Annotated in this window: 16 protein-coding genes and 1 pseudogene; 10 read left to right on the top strand and 7 right to left on the bottom strand. The window is 58.0% G+C overall.

All coding sequences use genetic code 11. The features are described 5' to 3' along the window. Position 1 precedes the first annotated feature (1 nt). Both O146_RS0108465 and O146_RS0108460 read right to left on the bottom strand, forming a co-directional pair. Positions 2-1,009, bottom strand: coding sequence for an ABC transporter substrate-binding protein (locus tag O146_RS0108465; protein WP_027018191.1), 1,008 nt, complete (start codon positions 1,007-1,009; stop codon positions 2-4). A 191-nt stretch (positions 1,010-1,200) separates the two neighbouring features. Further along, positions 1,201-2,136, bottom strand: a complete 936-nt coding sequence (locus tag O146_RS0108460) for an HhH-GPD family protein (RefSeq protein WP_244266825.1) — start codon at positions 2,134-2,136, stop codon at positions 1,201-1,203. 35 nt (positions 2,137-2,171) lie between these two features. Between O146_RS0108460 and O146_RS0108455 the strand changes: the two genes are divergently transcribed. The 3 genes from O146_RS0108455 to O146_RS11690 all read left to right on the top strand — a co-directional run bounded on the left by O146_RS0108455 (position 2,172) and on the right by O146_RS11690 (position 4,355). Beyond that, positions 2,172-2,789 (top strand): carbonic anhydrase, encoded by a 618-nt coding sequence (locus O146_RS0108455; protein ID WP_021352446.1) that lies wholly within the window; start codon positions 2,172-2,174, stop codon positions 2,787-2,789. A 140-nt stretch (positions 2,790-2,929) separates the two neighbouring features. Continuing rightward, entirely contained in the window at positions 2,930-3,730 is an 801-nt protein-coding gene (locus O146_RS0108450; RefSeq protein WP_027018189.1) for a hypothetical protein, read from the top strand. A 346-nt stretch (positions 3,731-4,076) separates the two neighbouring features. Beyond that, positions 4,077-4,355, top strand: a complete 279-nt coding sequence (locus O146_RS11690) for a hypothetical protein (protein WP_023018397.1) — start codon at positions 4,077-4,079, stop codon at positions 4,353-4,355. Between the two features lie 149 nt (positions 4,356-4,504). On the opposite strand, the gene O146_RS0108440 is transcribed toward O146_RS11690, so the two are convergent. Together O146_RS0108440 and O146_RS11685 are read right to left on the bottom strand one after the other, a co-directional pair. Beyond that, positions 4,505-6,064 (bottom strand): DNA repair protein RadA, encoded by a 1,560-nt coding sequence (locus O146_RS0108440; protein ID WP_027018188.1) that lies wholly within the window; start codon positions 6,062-6,064, stop codon positions 4,505-4,507. Between the two features lie 186 nt (positions 6,065-6,250). Next, on the bottom strand, positions 6,251-6,889 hold the full coding sequence (locus O146_RS11685) for a hypothetical protein (protein WP_238632436.1): 639 nt from the start codon (positions 6,887-6,889) through the stop codon (positions 6,251-6,253). Between the two features lie 267 nt (positions 6,890-7,156). On the opposite strand from O146_RS11685, the gene O146_RS0108430 reads away from it, so the two are divergent. The 5 genes and pseudogenes from O146_RS0108430 (at position 7,157) to rlmB (ending at position 11,909) form a co-directional block, all read left to right on the top strand. Beyond that, complete coding sequence (locus O146_RS0108430; protein WP_023018394.1) at positions 7,157-7,741, top strand: CarD family transcriptional regulator; 585 nt, start codon at positions 7,157-7,159, stop codon at positions 7,739-7,741. Positions 7,742-7,791: 50 nt separating this feature from the next. Beyond that, a pseudogene (ispD, locus tag O146_RS12880) lies at positions 7,792-8,586 on the top strand (2-C-methyl-D-erythritol 4-phosphate cytidylyltransferase); the annotation flags it as partial. Positions 8,587-8,736: 150 nt separating this feature from the next. After that, positions 8,737-9,213: a 2-C-methyl-D-erythritol 2,4-cyclodiphosphate synthase gene (gene ispF / locus O146_RS12875; protein WP_027018187.1), complete on the top strand. Its 477-nt coding sequence runs from the start codon at positions 8,737-8,739 to the stop codon at positions 9,211-9,213. Positions 9,214-9,243: 30 nt separating this feature from the next. Beyond that, positions 9,244-10,779 (top strand): cysteine--tRNA ligase, encoded by a 1,536-nt coding sequence (gene cysS, locus O146_RS0108415; protein ID WP_027018186.1) that lies wholly within the window; start codon positions 9,244-9,246, stop codon positions 10,777-10,779. A 188-nt stretch (positions 10,780-10,967) separates the two neighbouring features. Further along, positions 10,968-11,909 (top strand): 23S rRNA (guanosine(2251)-2'-O)-methyltransferase RlmB, encoded by a 942-nt coding sequence (gene rlmB, locus O146_RS0108410; RefSeq protein WP_021352436.1) that lies wholly within the window; start codon positions 10,968-10,970, stop codon positions 11,907-11,909. 421 nt (positions 11,910-12,330) lie between these two features. On the opposite strand, the gene O146_RS11680 is transcribed toward rlmB, so the two are convergent. After that, positions 12,331-13,161 carry a type IV toxin-antitoxin system AbiEi family antitoxin domain-containing protein gene (locus O146_RS11680; protein ID WP_051619357.1) on the bottom strand — a complete coding sequence of 277 codons (831 nt, stop codon included), beginning with the start codon at positions 13,159-13,161 and terminating at the stop codon, positions 12,331-12,333. Between the two features lie 155 nt (positions 13,162-13,316). On the opposite strand from O146_RS11680, the gene O146_RS0108400 reads away from it, so the two are divergent. Both O146_RS0108400 and O146_RS13175 read left to right on the top strand, forming a co-directional pair. Next, complete coding sequence (locus O146_RS0108400; protein WP_027018185.1) at positions 13,317-14,543, top strand: RtcB family protein; 1,227 nt, start codon at positions 13,317-13,319, stop codon at positions 14,541-14,543. Positions 14,544-14,620: 77 nt separating this feature from the next. Continuing rightward, positions 14,621-15,334, top strand: a complete 714-nt coding sequence (locus tag O146_RS13175) for a DoxX family protein (protein ID WP_081820620.1) — start codon at positions 14,621-14,623, stop codon at positions 15,332-15,334. Between the two features lie 239 nt (positions 15,335-15,573). Here O146_RS13175 and O146_RS11670 read toward each other — a convergent pair whose 3' ends face one another. Continuing rightward, positions 15,574-16,536, bottom strand: a complete 963-nt coding sequence (locus tag O146_RS11670; RefSeq protein ID WP_035000725.1) for a metal ABC transporter permease — start codon at positions 16,534-16,536, stop codon at positions 15,574-15,576. Continuing rightward, positions 16,536-17,225 (bottom strand): metal ABC transporter ATP-binding protein, encoded by a 690-nt coding sequence (locus O146_RS0108385; RefSeq protein ID WP_027018184.1) that lies wholly within the window; start codon positions 17,223-17,225, stop codon positions 16,536-16,538. Before O146_RS0108385 ends, O146_RS11670 begins: the two co-directional genes overlap by 1 nt. Between the last annotated feature and the right edge of the window lie 5 nt (positions 17,226-17,230).

Raw genomic sequence — 17,230 nt, 5'->3', positions numbered from 1 at the left:
ATTACTCGCTCTTATTTGCAAATAGGTCGTCCTTGATAGCTTTGGAAACTTCTTCGACGAGTTCATAGGAGCGTCCCGATGCGGATGTGGCAACGCCTGGGACAACGACATAGGTGCCGTTCTTTACAGCTTTCATTTCTTTGGTGCCTGGGGTGGACTCAAGGTCGCTGACCTTTTCTTCCCACTTATCGCCTGGTTTTCCACGTCCGGGAAGATTCGCGAGCAAAATGACGTCTGGGTCTGCCTCGGCAACGGCTTCCCAGGAGATTTGTGGCCATTCCTCATCGAGATCACCGAAGACATTTTTCATTCCGGTTGCTTTTCCTACTTCGGTGACGATGGAAGGGCCGCCTGCTACGTAGGGGGCACCGCCGATGGAAGAATAAAGCAGCATGAAAGTGGTTCCCTCTGGGGCCTGGGCGGCATTTTCGAGGGTTTGGTTTTGTTTTTCAATTAGAGACTTGGCCTCTTCTTCGCGGTCGAAGAGGGTACCGAGCTCCGTGATGTCTTTGGCTACGAGGTCGAAGGTTGATTTTTCGGCGTTGTCAGCATGGTCCGGACATTGGACATTTGATTGGTAGGTTGCCACGCCGAGGTTTTCCCATTCTTCGCGAGTTCCGGCATTGTCTGCGGTCCAGTTGAGTGCGAACGGAGAGTAGATGAAGTCCGTGTCTGCATCTCGTAGCTGCTCAGAGTTTGGAGCACTAGGGCTAATTTCTTTTATGCCCTCGAGATCGTAACCTTCAGGAGGCGCGTCTTTTTGGTGACCGTAGCCCACCATTTGGTCTTTGGCACCGAGCAGAAGGAGAGTGTCAGTGGCGCCTTGTTCAAGGGTGGTGGCCCGTTCCACTGGGGTATGAGCGGTTAGCTCGAAGCCACAGTTATCGAGGGTGATAGCGGAGCTATCATTCTCCGAGTTGGCAGCGGTGTCTTCAGCGTCCCCAGTGCTGCAGGAGGACAGGATGAGTCCAGTGGTGAGGATGAGGGCGGGTGGAAGTAAACGGCGCATGATAAACCCCTATTCAAATAATCAATTAGATATTTGAAGATTATCAGTTTGGGGCTGGTTTTGATAATCAAAAAGAGGTGGTCTGGGGCACTTTAGGTGCTCCGAGCAACCCGCCGGCTGACCAGCCGGCTAAGGCAGTGGCGAAGTTATTTTGCCGTGAGGCTATTTTGTTACGAAGTTATTTTGCTGGGTCATTCCGGCAGCGTGAATTCGCCACCACGGGCAACCTCACGCACCAAACCGTCGGCAAGCAAAGAACGCAGGGCTCGCTCGCGCTGATCATCTTTCGGCCACACGAGATCAATTTCCGGCTTCGGCACCGGCGCAGAAGCCTCCCGCAACACGGCCATAATCTTACCGCGCACCTGCCGGTCAGTGCCAGCGAACTTCTGCACCCGCTTTTTCTGCGCCGCCATCTCTGATTCACTCGGCGCCGGCGAGCCAGCACGCACCCACGCACAACCGGCACGAAGCGGGCATACCGAACACTGCGGCGAGCGCGCCGTGCACACCAAAGCGCCCAACTCCATCAAAGCCACCGACGTTTGTGGGCCGCGGCCGTCGGCAAGCAACTCACCCACCTGAGCCAACTGTCTTTTCGCTGGCTGCGGTGCCAAGAACTGTCCAGACCACGCACGCGCATACACCCGGCGCACGTTCGTATCCACCACCGGAACGTTCACACCAAAAGCAAAACACGCCACCGCCCGCGCGGTGTAATCGCCAATGCTGGGAAGCGCCAACAGCTCATCCACATCGCGCGGAACCACACCGTTATGTCGCTCGACAATTGCCTGCGCACATTCCCACAGCCGCAACGCCCGCCGCGGATACCCCAACCGGCCCCACGCGCGCAGCACATCTGCCTGGCTGGCCGCGGCAAAATCCTGCGGGGTAGGCCACCGCTCTAGCCACTCCAACCACTGCGGTGCAACGCGTGCCACGGGGGTTTGTTGGCTCATGACCTCGGAAACCAAAACACCCCATGCGGTGGTTTCTGGTGCACGCCAGGGCAAATCACGGCCGTGCTCGGCGAACCAGTTGCGCAGTTCGGGCAACAAGGTAGTTGCGTCTGGGGCGGCAGCACAAGCATGTGTGGCAAAGATCGGTTCCGAATGATTCGTCATCGCGCATAGTTTAGGACAAAATAGAAGCTGTGAGTATGCAGAATGTGGCCAAGACTCCGCAGGCAGTGTGGGAGGCCCTTCGGGAGGGCAATGAGCGGTTTATCGCCAATCGCTCTGAGCGGCCAAATCAGGACCCGGAATACCGTTCGTTGTTGAGTGTTGGCCAGTCGCCGCGCGTGGTCATCTTCTCGTGCTCTGACTCGCGAGTTCCCGTCGAAATGGTTTTTGACCTGGGGCTTGGCGACGCCTTTGTGATCCGAACCGCCGGGCAAATCATTGATAGCTCGATCATTGCTTCGGTGGAATACGCCATCGAGAAATTCGACGTCAACCTGCTGGTAGTCATGGGGCACGAATCCTGCGGTGCGGTGCGCGCGACCATGGAATTTGCCGAAGGAGGTTCCGCGCCGAACGGCTTCCAGCGCACCATCGTCGAACGCGTACTGATGTCCGTGACGGAAGCCAACAAGCGCGGGATGGTTACCCGCGAAGACGTGGAGCGCCAGCACATCACCGAAACCGTGTACCAGTTGATGGCGCGCGCTCCGGGGCTGGGCCAAGGGTTGATTCGCCAGTCTATGGGCATCGTTGGTCTGCGCTACAACCTGAGCGAGGGCCGGGTGGAGCCGGTCGTGCTCAACGGCGTGCACTAACAGGGGGGGCGTGCACTAGCAGGCGCTTGTCGACGTTTGGCTAGCTGCATGTCGCGGCAGCTGTAGGTACCCGCCGGATGACGTAGGACACGCGCGGTAGTTGCCCCAGCCCAGGGGTGTTTCGTTATAAATTAGGAACTGTGACTTCCCCAAGACAACCCCGCCTCCCAGAAGAAATTTACCGACGCCGCCGCATGGCAGGCCTGGCGGTTCTTCTCTTGCTTGTGCTTTTGTTGGTCTGGATCTTCAGCGCCATTTTCGGTGGTGGCAGCGAAGAGAACCCGCAATCTGCTGCGGATTCGGCGGCTAACCAAACCGCCACGGCCACCGCAGCGCGGGAGGAAAAAGACGGCAAAGCCGATAAGGCCGCAGACAAGGACGCCGACGAGGCAGCCAACGACAGTGCGGCGAAAGAAGCCGATGACATCGATGCTGCTGACGATTCGCAGGAATCGGACCGCCCGAAGAAGGGCAGGGAAGGCGCGAAGTCTGCCGACGAGCGCCCATCGCCGTACCCAGAAGCTGACGAGGCCACGTCGGCTGCTGGCGCCTGCGACCTACACAATTTGCGGGTCACCGCGCACAGCGATAAAGCCTATTACGCCGGTGGTGACCAACCGACGTTCTACATGTCTATCGAAAACCCCACCGACCACGACTGCGCGGTCAATCTTGACGAGAACCCGCTGCGCTTCGAGGTTTATGATCTCAACACGAACCACCGCATGTGGGCAGATACCGACTGCTACCCAGCCGTGATTACTGGTAATCAGGAATTCAAGGCTGGCCAGACCCGCCACTTCGAGGCTGTATGGTCGAAGACGAACTCCGCGCCGGGCGAGTGCAACCACCGCCCAGCTACCCCGGAAGGCAATTACTTCCTGCACGCAGTGGTGGGCGATAACGCCTCCGACGCACTGACCTTCGCGCTGCGGGCGTAATTTAACTGCGGGGCCCGGGGGGGGGGGGGATAGCGGCACACCTATTGAGGTGTATAGATGCGTATGTTTTTCCAATTCTCTTCCTTATAAAACGAAGACGTAATTATAATGGAAGCGAAAGAGAAAAGCCCCTGACCTTGGAAGGCAGGAATCTATGTCAAAGAAAAACCTTTTTTCTGATGTCGTTATGGCAACGGCGCCGATTTCAGCAAGGGAGGTTAAGGCTAATCCGAATGACAGTGGTCTTGCCTTTAGGGGATGTACTTCTAATAAGTGGGTGCAGTGGGGGCTTCGAGCGGCATGTCATGGAATTGGCTCTGGTCTAGTTACTGCTGCGAGGTGCTAGATGGAAAAGAATCATGATCGAGAGCTGTATGCCCGTAAGGGAATGGGGTGGGCACTTGCTCTAGTCATCGCTGGCATCTTCACTATTGACTTTTCCTTATTTAGTGAAGATCACGTTCCTTACTGGGCTTACGTGCTTAAGTTTTTCGCCCTTTTCTTTACTTTGTTCACGGTAAGCCGTTTTTTCTCTGGTTCTACCAATGCAAAAAAGATGATTTCACTATCTGTTGTCTCGGCAATTTTTATAGCAGCATGTGTTGCCGTGTTCATTTTGATGTGAAATAAACATTTCATTTATCTATATTGGTCTACCGGCTCCTGGTTCTTCTTCCAGGCGTACCGGTGGCATGTTCAGCATCACCGTGTTGACCGCCTAACTTATCTGCGTGACGAAGTGAGGACCATGGCCGGCCCGCCTTCCCGGGGCGGTTAACCGCGCAGTTCACGAACCACGGCTAGTGCCTGGCGCAGGGTGCTGACGCTGCGCAAATCCAGCCCATCGGCGGCGAGTTCTTTCGCGAGCGCGCGGTCTTCTGCGTCGTTGCGGCTTGGGGCAACCGCGCAGCGATAACCGATACGCGCGGCTTCTTGTAAACGCCGCCGCAAATTCGGCACCGTGCGCATCTCGCCGGCCAGACCAATTTCTCCAATGAAGACGGTTTTGGCCGGCAGTGGTGTTTCATGCAGCGACGACCACGTCGCCAAGGCCACCGCCAGATCCGTGGCGGTTTCGGTGATGCGCACCCCGCCGACCGTCGCCACGTAGGCGTCTTTTTCATTGGTGCGCTCACCGGCGCGTGCTTGTAACACGGCGAGCACCAGTGGGATGCGGTTTTGATCCAATCCGGTGACCACCCGGCGGGGATTCTTGGCGACGGGATCGACCGTCAAAGACTGCACCTCGGCCACGATTGGGCGCACCCCGTCCATGGCGACGGTGACCGCGGAACCGTTGGGTGTGGCGCCGTGGTGGGACAGGAACAGCCCGGATGGGTCGGCGACTTCCCGGATGCCGTCGGCAGTTTGCTCAAAACAGCCGACCTCGTCGGTAGCACCAAAACGGTTTTTAATTCCGCGCAGCATCCGCAAACTGGATTGCCGCTCGCCCTCAAAATTCAGCACCACATCAACCAGGTGCTCCAGCACGCGTGGACCGGCAACGTTGCCGTCTTTGGTGACGTGGCCGACCAGCAGAATCGGAATACCGGTGGTTTTCGCCAGCGTGGTCAACGCGGCCGTAACCGCGCGGGATTGCGCTACGCCACCCGCAACCCCCTCCACGCCGGTGGCCTGCATGGTTTGCACAGAATCGACGATGATTAGCGATGGGCGTAGCGCCTCGACTTGCTGGAATACGACATCCAGGTCTGATTCCGCCGCCAGGTATAGCGTGGGGGACAACCCGCCGGTACGCTTCGCCCGGGAGTAGACCTGTGCTGCGGATTCTTCTGCCGTCACATACAACGCCGTGCGGGTGGCAGGTTGTGATTGCTGGTCTGCAGCGCTTTCGGTAGCGGCAGCGGAGCTTTCTCCGCTATCTGCCTGGGGTTCCGGGACCTGACTCCAGCGTGCGGCTACCTCTAACAGCAGGGTGGACTTGCCGACGCCCGGCTCGCCAGCCATTAACACCACGGAACCGGCGACGATGCCGTCGCCCAGCACACGATCCAATTCCCCGATACCCGTGTGCATGCTTTGCGCAGATTGCGCGGAGATCTGGGTAATCGGCACCGCGGCACTGCTGGGCGCCAGCCCTCCGCGACGCCCACTGCTAGAAGCCCGCGTACCCGCACCCAAACCACCGGCACCCCCGCGCGTAGCAGAAGCTTTCGCGCCGGAACCCAAACCGGCTGCGAGGCCAGCGGAAAAGATCGGGGCAGCTTCTTCCAGGGTGCCCCACGAGCCACACTCCGGGCAGCGCCCCAACCACTTTGGGGAGGAGTAGCCGCATTCGGAACAGGTGTGGATCGCCCGCTGTTTTTTCGCCATGGCACTCATCCTAAGGCAGGTGCCGCACACCCCGCCCAATCCAAAAACAAAATTCGACAATATATTCGATCCAGCGAGCACAAAAAATCCACCCCGCCGGTAGCAGAGCGATCAGCTAACGTGTGCTGTGCAGTGCTGCCGTGCAGGGTGGTGGATCAGCGGGGGAGCTGCAGGAGGCTGCTGCCTTTAGTGGTGGCCGCCCTCGCTGTGGCCGCCGCCGTGGCTGTGATCATGTCCGTGTCCGTGATCGCCACTGATGGAACCGTCACCGCGTGGTGCGTAGCCTTCTTCCCAGTCGCGGTCGTGCTCGCCGGTAGTCAACGGTGCAGCTGCAATAGCGGCGTCGACGGTGATGGTGACCGAATCGAAGACGAATTCCACTGGACGGTGGCCGCCCGGTGCGTAGTCGTCATTGTCTAGGGTGGTTTCGACGTACTGGATGCAGGCTTTTTCTGCCTGTGGGGTGTCCTTCAATTCCAATGCGCTGTCGCCAAAGACTGAGCATCCTGGCTCGATGGGGTCCAGGGTGCCCAAGGAAACCTGGTTGCCGTCGACTGAAATGGATTCCAGGGTGTGGGCCTTCATCGAAGGATCCTGGTTGGTGGCGGTGAATTTCAACGCCGCGGCGTTATCTTCCACGGTGATGGTGACATCGCGGACCGAAAGCTCGCCGTTTTCGCTGTTCGCGCTCTGCCCATCGACGGTCGCGACCTGCGAAGAAGTCTGGGTAATGTGTCCTGCCGAGCAGGCAGCCAGGGTAAGGCTGGCCAGGGCAGCAGCGGAAATGGTGCCGCCGCGACGAACAAACGATTTCAGGGACGTCACTGTGGGGTCCTCCAACAACTCATCGAGCACAAAGATTTTTCAGACTTTACCTTAGCTGTTTACCCCCGGCGGTACACAGTTTCCGGTTTGTACCATCGCTCATGCGGGGCATTCGGGGGCAAACTTTTTATGGGTGTGGTGCGGTAGGTGCCGTGGAGTGCTTGCCGACGCCCACCTGAGCCGCTCCCGGGCGTCGGCAAGCACTTGCTGCGTGTTAAACTGGTGGCTTGAAGTCTGCCTGTTAAGCCTGTTAAGCGAGGAGTGGGAATGGAAATCAAGGTCGGCGAGGTTGTTGTCTACCCGCACCACGGCGCGGCGAAGGTCGAGGCCATTGAAACGCGCGAAATGGGCGGGGAAACGCTCGAGTATGTCGTGCTTTCCATCAACCAATCTGACCTGGTGGTTCGCGTCCCATCCAAGAACGTGGAGCGCGTCGGCGTGCGCGATGTCGTCGGTAAGGAAGGCCTGGAGAAGGTCTTTTCCGTATTGCGCGAGACTGACGTAGAGGAAGCCGGCAACTGGTCTCGTCGTTATAAGGCGAACCAAGAACGTCTGGCTTCTGGTGATATCAACCAGGTTGCTGAAGTTGTGCGGGACCTGTGGCGCCGCGATCAAGATCGGGGCCTTTCCGCAGGTGAAAAGCGCATGCTGGTGAAGGCGCGCCAGATTTTGGTCGGCGAGCTCGCGTTGGCAGGCCCAGTAGATGAGGCCAAAGCCGATAAGATGCTGGCCGAAGTCGATGCCACCATCGAGCGCCACCGGGCTGCTGGCTTGATCGGCAACACTGGCCCAGAGGTGGATACCAAGGTTGATGTGGACTTGGATGATCTCAGCTTTGACGACGAAGACTAGATAGCTGAAGACGAGATTACTGAAAATTAACCGCTGAAAACTAGTTGTTGATGAATATTTCGAGCTCTCGCCCTGCCCCAGTAATTGCGATTATCGCCGCTGCCGGGCAGGGCACTCGTTTACGCGCGGATAAACCGAAGGCGTTTGTTGAACTCGCAGGAAGATCCCTGCTGGAACGCAGCATTAGTGCCATGCACGCAACCGAGCTTGTCGACGAGATCATTGTTGTTGCTGCGCCGGATATGTTGGATGAGGCTGCCGACGTGATTTCCCGGTGCGAGTCCGCTGACGCCACCCGCGGCGCTGGCGCCGATGCTAGCGATGGGCGCACGATCCGCCTGGTTCCTGGCCGTGGGGAACGCGCGGATTCCGTCATGGCTGGGCTGGAAGCGATTTCGGTGGAGCCAGGCGTCGATCCGATCGTGCTGGTTCATGATGCTGCGCGGGCTCTGACCCCCGCGAGCATGATTGACCGGGTAGCGCGTGCAGTGGCAGATGGCGCTTCGGGGGTGGTTCCCGTGGTGCCGGTCGTGGACACGATCAAAGCTGTGACGGAAACTGCTGGTCACGGCGAAGCGCGCAGCCAGGCGCAGATCACCAAAACCGTGGATCGCAGCAATGTGCGTGCCGCGCAGACGCCACAGGGTTTTCGCTACAGCGCGCTGTTTTCTGCCAACGAGATGTATTACGCCAGCGTGCAAGCGGATGCTGAAGCCGGGACCCGCAGTTTTGTGCCCACCGATGATGCTTCGCTGCTTGAGTGGCAGGGCGTGCCCGTCGTGTGCGTCGACGGCGACGAGCTGGCTTTTAAAATCACCACGCGCAAGGATTTGCTGCTGGCCCGGGCCTATCTTGCCGACGGCGTCATTGAAGGGTCTGAAGGTGCTGAAAGAGTGAATTCCTCGTCCCAGACCATCCCAGTGCAAGGTAATTCCGCACAGTCCCACTTGATGCAGCCACAACCCGCGCAGTCAAAAACCACGCAGCCACCGGCCATGCCCATCCCGCGCGTTGGTATCGCTAGCGACGCGCACCAGATTGAGGCAGGCAAGCCGTGCTGGATCGCCGGGTTGCTTTTCGACGGCGTCGACGGCTGCGAAGGCCACTCGGATGGCGACGTTGTCTCGCACGCCATGGTGGATGCGTTGTTGTCGGCCTCTGGTTTGGGTGATCTGGGCTCGTTCGTCGGTGTCGGCCGACCAGAATACGACAATGTTTCCGGTGCGCAGCTTCTGCGCGAGGTCCGTGCGCTTCTCGACGACAATGACTTCCGCATCGGCAACGTTGCGGTGCAGCTGATCGGGCAAACCCCGAAGTTCAGCCCGCGTAGGGAAGAAGCCCAACAGGTTTTAAGTGAGCTGCTGGGGGCCCCGGTGTCGGTCTCGGCAACCACCACTGATCACCTGGGATTTACTGGCCGCGAGGAAGGCCGCGCGGCAATCGCCAACGCAGTGGTATGGCGCGCGAACTAGTGCGGGCAGGAGTGCGTAAACTAGTACCCTGTGAGCTTACGGATTTTTGATACCGCGACGCGCCAGACCCACGACTTTCAACCCCTGCGCGAAGGCCAGGTTTCGATCTACCTGTGTGGGGCCACCCCGCAGGCGAAACCGCACATCGGCCACCTGCGTTCCGGGGTGGCTTTTGATATTGTGCGCCGTTGGTTTCTGGCCAAAGGCTACGATGTCGCATTCGTGCGCAATGTGACGGATATCGACGATAAGATCCTCACCAAAGCCGAAGCGCATTCCCGCCCGTGGTGGGAGTGGGTTTCCACTCATGAGCGGGAATTCACCCGCGCCTATCAAGCACTCGGCGTCATGGCCCCGAGCGTGGAGCCGCGCGCAACCGGGCATGTTACCCAGATGGTGGAGTATATGCAGCGGTTGATGGACCGCGGTTTTGCTTACGCCGTGGACGGCTCGGTGTATTTCGACGTTCTGGCTTGGCAGCAGGCAGAAGGCTCGGATTATGGCCACCTTTCGGGCAACCGCCCAGAAGAAATGGAGCAAGGTGAGACCGACAACGCGGGCAAGAAGAACCCGCTGGATTTTGCTTTGTGGAAGGCCGCGAAACCGGGTGAGCCTGCCTGGCCCACACCTTGGGGTGATGGTCGTCCGGGCTGGCACTTGGAGTGCTCGGCGATGGCTACCTATTACTTGGGTGCGGAGTTTGATGTGCACTGCGGCGGGTTGGATTTGCAGTTCCCGCACCATGAGAACGAGATTGCGCAGTCGCACGCTGCCGGTGATGGTTTTGCTCGTTACTGGATGCACAACCATTGGGTGACCATGGCTGGCGAGAAGATGTCCAAATCGCTGGGCAATGTCCTGGATATTGACGCTTTGCTGGAAAAGGTCCGTCCGGTGGAGCTGCGTTACTACCTGGGTAGCGCGCATTACCGCAGCGTGTTGGAGTATTCCGAGGCTGCGGTGCATGAGGCCGCCGCTGGTTTCCGCCGTATTGAGGATTTCGTTAATCGTGCGTCGAAACTGGCGGGCGCGCCCGTCGATAAGCTGGCGGTGGAACAGGGCATGCTTGCCGACGCCGGTGTGGCCGGTGGTGCTGGGCTTGCCGACGTTAACGCTCAGGACAGTATTGCCCAGGAAGTTTCCGAGCACTGGCAGAAGTTTGCTGCTGCGTTGGACGATGACTTTGCGGTGCCTCGTGCGTTGGCCGTCATTCACACCACGGTGAAGGCAGGCAATAATGCACTGGCTGGCAAGAATTCCGGCGAGAATTCTGGCACGGATGCTGCCAAGGCCAAAGCCGTAGCGTTGGCGTCGTTGGTGCGTGCGATGACTGCCATTTTGGGCATTGACCCGTTGGATACGCAGTGGGCTGGTGGTACGCAGCAGTCCGCAGAGGGTGGTGTGCAGCAAGCGCTTGCTAGTTTGGTAGAACACGAACTTGAGCTCCGGGCCGCGGCGCGCAGGGAGAAAGACTTCGCTACTGCCGACGGCGTGCGGGATCGTTTGGCTGCGGCTGGCATTGAGGTCATTGATACCCCGGGTGGCGCGGAATGGAAACTGCGCTAGGCGGATATTCGCAGCAACATCGCTGGGCACAGAGCTAGCAGAGCACAGAGTTAGTAAATTCGCTCGGCGTAGTGTTAGCAAACTCGCGCGGCGTACCACCAGAAAATCGCGTGGTGCAGCGCCGACAAAGTACAGTAAATTCGAAATACTCGAAAATGAAATTTTTACAGCAAGGATAGTGAATTTTTATGGCACGTACCCACGGTAGGGGCGGAGCGGGCATCCGCAAGACCAACAAAAAAGGAGCCACAAAGGGGTCTGGCGCTGTGCGTCGTCGTGGCCTGAAAGGCAAAGGGCCGACGCCGAAGGCAGAAGATCGGGTTTATCACCAGAAGCATAAGGCGAAACAGCAACGTGAGCGTTCTAATTCTGGGCGCCACGAGGCGACGACGGAGCTGGTCGTCGGCAGGAACCCGGTGGTGGAATGCCTGAACGCAAAGGTTCCGGCGAGCATGTTGTTCGTGGTGGCTGGCACCGGTTCGGATGAGCGGCTGACGCAAGCTGTGCAGATGGCGAACAGCCGTGGTATTCCGATCACCGAGTTGCCGCGTCACGAGATGGACGTGAAAACCGGCAACGGCATGCATCAGGGTATTGGTTTGCAGATTCCGCCGTTTAAATACGCGGAAGTAGAGGATTTGCTTGCTGATGTGCAGCAGCGCAATGAGACCGGCATGTTTGTCATTCTGGATAACATCACAGACCCGCGAAATTTGGGTGCGGTGATTCGTTCGGCGGCTGCTTTTGGTGGTCACGGTGTGATTATTCCGGAGCGTCGTTCGGCTTCGGTCACGGCTGTTGCTTGGCGTACTTCTGCTGGTACGGCCGCGCAGTTGCCGGTGGCGCGGGCGACGAACCTGACGCGCACGGTAAAAGAATTTCAGAAGAACGGCTACCAGGTTGTTGGGCTGGAAGCTGGCGGAGAGCACACGCTGGATACCTACGACGGCGGCACAGATCCTGTGGTTATTGTTGTTGGCTCGGAAGGCAAAGGTATTTCGCGTTTGGTGCGCGAAAACTGTGATGTGTTGATGTCGATTCCGACCGTGGGGTGGGTGGAATCGCTGAACGCGTCGGTGGCAGCCGGTGCCGTCTTGAGTGAGTTCGCGCGCCAGCGCCGCGTCGGCTAGTTCATTTGTTTTGGTTGGGGCGGCAGGCTTGTTGCCGCCTCGTCGTGTCTGGCCATTTGCCGGTTCATTGTTTCCATCTTCTGTCATTTGGAGACCAGGTCATTGGGTGGACCGGTAATTGGTCAGACAGTTGGCTTTCTACTGGGTATGACAATATTTGGAAGGTCTGTGGCGCGAATGGGATGTTGAGGTTATCAGATCTCTTCACGGTTGTGGTCGAGGTGACCGCAGGAACTTGTAGGTCGCCGGAAACATCAATCCAGAATTCCAAAAATTTCCTCGTGCCGATTCAGGTGGTGATTCTTAGAGGAACATTTCTCGAAAGAATCTGTTGTAGACATGGTTCGGATTTTTACCTTCGTCTTTGGCCAGCTGACGTAAACCTGCGGTGATTTGGGTATGGGTATTTCGAAGCTTTGAATTACTCATTTCCATTAGGCTCCGATGCGCTGAGGGTTCGCGGGGAAGTCGAATACTGAAGGTTTTTCCTTATATCAGGAGAAAACTCGAGGGGTTTTAGCTTGTTGAGCGCAGCGGCTATTGCTGAATCCGAAATTTTTTCCAGTGTGTCTACAACTGCTTGCACAACAGGATCTTCTCCAGCAGGGAGGGGAATAAGTTCATTGAGACGGGCTCGTAGTGCCACGGCGGTGTTTTCTCTAGCCCCAAGTGAAGTTGCAATCTCGGCAAGCTGAGTGCTGAGCTCTTCCCTGCTGACTAGTCCATCTTGTAGAGCAGCAGCGATGATGTCAGTGACATGACCTGGTTCATGGCCAGATGCCAGCAAATCACGAACTGTTCTTGGGATTGTGGTGATTGGGAGGCCATCAAGGTACGTGATGTCTGTATCGGCTAATGCAGCAATATGGAAGATGACCTCTGGTTGCTTGGTCTGCCGCCGCTTTTTCGTTGTAAAGTTGATTTTTTCGTTTTGTAGGTCGCCAATTCCATAAAGGCTTGCCGCGGTTTCATGGGAGACTACTGCGGTATTGTCACTGCTATCGATTCTGTCAATAGCCATAGTCGCAGGGTCGAGCGCTAACCATTGAACTCGAACATCAAGTTCTGGTGTCCATAGCGTAGCGGCAAAAGCGTAAATCCCATGTCGAATCCTGGTGAGTAAAGATTTGTTGACCAACCGGCTGAGGGTGACCGCATCGATTCCCTTCGCACGAGCTTGAGCTGAAGTGAACAGGCCCCATTGTTGGGTTGCTAAATCTGCTGTCAATTCAATCGCCTCGGCCGTCCTCATGCTGCGAATATTACCATATAGGTAATTATCGAAGTGTCTGAATTTTATTAAAGTGTAGAAAGTTGCATATATCGTAAGTATCGAAGAAGGGTATCGTGAACTAGAATCGCATTCATGTTCGAGTAGTGTGCTACCTGGCTGCTACGCTCGTGAGCATGACACATAAGCCAATAGAACTTGCCCCACGGGTTTTATCGTGGGCCAGCATTATTGATCAGAACACCGCAGACCAAGCTGCTGGGTTGGGGCAGCTGGATTTTGTTTCTCCGCATATCGCGTTGATGCCCGACGCGCATAGCGGCAAGGGCACAGCCATCGGCACGGTTATCCCTACTAAGGGGGCTGTGATTCCGGCTGCTGTCGGGGTGGATATTGGTTGTGGAATGGCTGCAGTGCGCACCATTTTTACTGCCGACGACATCGCGCAGATTTCCCTGGAGCAGTTGCGGGACGAGATTGAGCGTTCCATTCCGCTTTCGCCGGGAAATTACAATAAGAAGATCCACCGCGAGCACACCAAGGCCCGCATTCAGGAACTCGAAGAATTAGCCGAGCGTGACGACGTCGACCTGTCGCATTCCTCGAAGTGGCGCGAGCAGCTAGGCAGCTTGGGTGGTGGCAACCACTTCATCGAGTTGTGCCTGGATGGTGACGATAATGTCTGGTGTTTCCTGCACTCGGGTTCGCGCGGGGTGGGGAACAAGATCGCGCAAAAGCACATTAAGATCGCGACGCGAGAAATCAGGGAAGCGGGCGTCGAGCTTGCAGAAAAGGATCACGCGTACCTGCGTGAGGGTACCGAGTCCTTCGATACTTACCTGCGGGAACTCGCGTGGGCGCAACGTTTTGCACGGCTGAATCGCGATGAGATGATGGATCGCTTCGTTGATCAGCTGGCCCGCATGATGCGCCAGGCCCGTGACGACGGGCGTATTTCCATGGAGGTGCCCGCAGATAGTGCGGATACCGAGGTGGAACGGGTGAACTGCCACCATAACTACACCGAAAAGGTGACCATCAATGGTGAGTCCGTGTGGCTTACCCGCAAGGGCGCGATTGATGCCAGCGTCGGCAAGTTCGGGTTGATTCCCGGTTCGATGGGCGCGCGATCATATGTGGTGCGTGGTCGCGGTAACGCTGCGGGCCTGAATTCTGCGCCGCACGGGGCGGGGCGAGTGATGTCGCGTCGGCAAGCAAAGAAGCAGTACACCGCGGAAGATTTGGCGAGTCGCATGGGCGATATCGTGTACCGGCCAGGTGAGCAATGGGTGGATGAAATCCCGGATGCGTATAAGCCGATTGACCAGGTGATGGCTGATGCCGCGGATCTCGTAGAAGTGGTCACGGAACTGCGGCAGGTGCTGAACGTTAAGGGTACGTAGCGGTCTGGCGCTTTATCCGGGAAGAAACGCCGCGGAGTCAATAGGTGACGTGGCCACAAACAGGTTAGACTGGTGCTATGACTGTCATCAGAGATATTTTCCTGCTTATCGCCCGCATCATTCTGGGTGGCGTGCTCATCGCGCACGGCTGGCAGAAGTTTAATGAATGGACCATCGACGGCACCGCAAGCTCCTTCCAGGAAATGGGTGTGCCTTCCCCAGAGATTTCCGCACAGGTTGCTACCTGGTTTGAAATTGGTGGTGGCGCAGCCATCATCCTCGGCCTGCTGGTGCGCCTGGTTGGCCCGGTACTGTTCGTGCAGATGGCCGGTGCTGCGTGGTTTGCGCACCGCGATTCCGGCATCTTTGTTTCCGACGGCGGCTGGGAGTTTGTTGCCGTAATCGGAGCTGCTGGTTTGGCACTGTCTGCTGCCGGTGCTGGTCGGGCCTCGCTGGATCACTTGTTTGTCGCGCCGTTCCGTAAGCGCAAGGAAGAAAAAGAAACTGCTGATAACCAGCAGGCTGTCGGCGCTGGCGTTGCTGGTTCTGGCGTTGCTGGCTCCGGTATCGCCGGTGCTGAGCAGAACTTCGGCGGCGAGAACTTCTCCAGCCAGAACTCCACCCAGAATTACGGCCAGAGCTCCGGGCAGGAATACTCTGACGACCAAGACTTTTCTACCCCGAACTTCGATAACGCAGCTGGCAACAACTCCACCGCTGATGGTGTAGATGCCAACGCAGAAACCACCCAGTGGAGCACCGATAACCAGTGGGACAACGGGAAGAAGTAAACACTTGCCCTAAGCGATAACCACTACGCCCTAGGCACCGCCACGCTCTAGGCGAAAACTTATCGCGAATAACAACCGGGGCTTGCAGCCACCACCAGCACTAGCTGGCAGGCTGCAAGCCCCGGTTTTGTGTTGTTTTATTGCCCGCTACCCGCGCCGGGCCGAGACCTGAGCCTGTACCCGCGCCGGGCCGAGACCCGAGCCCGCTACCCGCGCCGTTCCGAGCCCGCGCCGTTAGCTCAGCCCCGGTCATCTTTTCCATCGCCGCCAGTATCCAGAGCGCCGCCAGCATCCTGCGCGACGTGGTGCGGTTGCACAGTGGCATCGTTTCCTACACCCAATGCTTTCACGCGGCGTGCATAAGCGACCTCATCACGGGAAGTCTTGCGACTGCGCAAATTCCCGATAATCCGGCACAGTAAATAAATCACAAAGGAAATCGTCGTCACGAACACCGAAACCGGCAGGCCTGGCGCCAGGGAAGCAACCAAACCACCGACGGCGGCGATTTCAGCGAATACCACCGAGAGCACCACGGATTTCACCGGCGAGGACGTCACCTGTACCGCGGCTGCACCTGGGGTAATCAGTAGTGCCATCACCAGCAACGCACCGACGATCTGCACGGATTGCGCGGCGGTCAAACCCACCATCACCGCGAACAACACGGCCAGCCCGCGCACGGGAACTCCGGCGGCTTGTGCCATCAGCGGATCTACCGAGGCAAACAGCAGGGGGCGCCACAGCACGATGATCAACGCCGTGATCACCACCGTGGTTGCCGCTAACATCCACGTCGATGCGCCGGAGACACCGACGATCTGCCCGGTCAGCAACGACATCGCCGTCGTCGTGTTGCCTGGGTACAGGTGGATGAACAGCACGGATAGGCCCAAGCCGAAGCTCATGACCACACCAATCGCAGAATCTTGGTTACCCCGCAGCCCGAGTACCGCCAGGATCACCGCCGCGGTAATCGAGCCGATGATTGCGCCGAAGCCGATATTGATGCCGAACAATAACGCGGCCGCAGCACCCATCAGTGCCAGCTCCGAGGTTGCGTGCACGGAAAACGACATGTGCCGCAGCACAATCAAACTGGTGATCACACCGGATAAAACCCCCAGCAGGGCAGAGGCAATCAGCGCCTGCTGCACAAAGCCCACCGAGAGCAAATAGGCGGTATCTTCCCAATAACTCACTAGACCACCACCAGCTTCCCGTTGACGGTTGCTACTTCTACGTGCGTGCCGTACAGCTCGCTGAGCACCTGGGTTTGCATAACTTCGTCGATTGTTCCCAGCATGTGCCCGCGGGGTGCCAGGTACAGCACGCGGTCGACGACATCCAGGATTGGGTTGATGCCGTGGGTGACAAACAGGACCGCCGCTCGGTGTTCGTGTAGCCGGGCGACGGTATCGTGCTCGCGGGCCATGTCTAGCGAGAGCAGGGGTTCGTCGGCAAGCACCACGTCCGGGTCCGTGCCAAAGGCTTGGGCTTGGCGGATCAGCTGCTGTTGGCCACCGGAAAGCGTGCCGACGGATCGGTCCGCGATGCCTTCTGCGCCGACGTAGGCTAGTGCCTCGTCGACGGCGTGTTTGCTCGGCCGACGCCCCGAAAACACCCCGTGGCCGAGGGATAGCGACACCAAGTCCCGTGCTCGCACCGGCAGATGTTTATCAAACATGTGCTGTTGCGGGATATAGCCGATGCGCCCGTCGACGCGCACGGAGCCAGTAGTCAGCGTGCGGGTGCCCAGGACTGTGTTCAGCAGCGTCGATTTGCCGGAGCCGTTCGGCCCCAAAATGGCGATGAATTCGCCGGGTTGTACGTTCAAGTCCAGACCGCTCCATAGCGGGTCTACACCGGCGTTGGAAAACTGAATCGGCATTGTGG

It is taken from the genome of Corynebacterium pseudodiphtheriticum DSM 44287, from assembly GCF_000688415.1.
In the GTDB taxonomy this organism is placed as follows: domain Bacteria; phylum Actinomycetota; class Actinomycetes; order Mycobacteriales; family Mycobacteriaceae; genus Corynebacterium; species Corynebacterium pseudodiphtheriticum.
The sequence above is the reverse complement of the archived record's forward strand: the minus strand, read 5'-3'. Positions and strand labels throughout refer to the sequence as shown.

Bases quoted from the DNA above. Each gene is read 5' to 3' on its own strand.
- O146_RS0108465 (WP_027018191.1), bottom strand. From the start codon at position 1,009: ATGCGCCGTTTACTTCCACCCGCCCTCATCCTCACCACTGGACTCATC.
- O146_RS0108460 (WP_244266825.1), bottom strand. From the start codon at position 2,136: ATGACGAATCATTCGGAACCGATCTTTGCCACACATGCTTGTGCTGCC.
- O146_RS0108455 (WP_021352446.1), top strand. From the start codon at position 2,172: ATGCAGAATGTGGCCAAGACTCCGCAGGCAGTGTGGGAGGCCCTTCGG.
- O146_RS11690 (WP_023018397.1), top strand. From the start codon at position 4,077: ATGGAAAAGAATCATGATCGAGAGCTGTATGCCCGTAAGGGAATGGGG.
- O146_RS0108440 (WP_027018188.1), bottom strand. From the start codon at position 6,064: ATGGCGAAAAAACAGCGGGCGATCCACACCTGTTCCGAATGCGGCTAC.
- O146_RS0108430 (WP_023018394.1), top strand. From the start codon at position 7,157: ATGGAAATCAAGGTCGGCGAGGTTGTTGTCTACCCGCACCACGGCGCG.
- ispF (WP_027018187.1), top strand. From the start codon at position 8,737: ATGCCCATCCCGCGCGTTGGTATCGCTAGCGACGCGCACCAGATTGAG.
- rlmB (WP_021352436.1), top strand. From the start codon at position 10,968: ATGGCACGTACCCACGGTAGGGGCGGAGCGGGCATCCGCAAGACCAAC.
- O146_RS11680 (WP_051619357.1), bottom strand. From the start codon at position 13,161: ATGAGGACGGCCGAGGCGATTGAATTGACAGCAGATTTAGCAACCCAA.
- O146_RS0108400 (WP_027018185.1), top strand. From the start codon at position 13,317: ATGACACATAAGCCAATAGAACTTGCCCCACGGGTTTTATCGTGGGCC.
- O146_RS13175 (WP_081820620.1), top strand. From the start codon at position 14,621: ATGACTGTCATCAGAGATATTTTCCTGCTTATCGCCCGCATCATTCTG.
- O146_RS0108385 (WP_027018184.1), bottom strand. From the start codon at position 17,225: ATGCCGATTCAGTTTTCCAACGCCGGTGTAGACCCGCTATGGAGCGGT.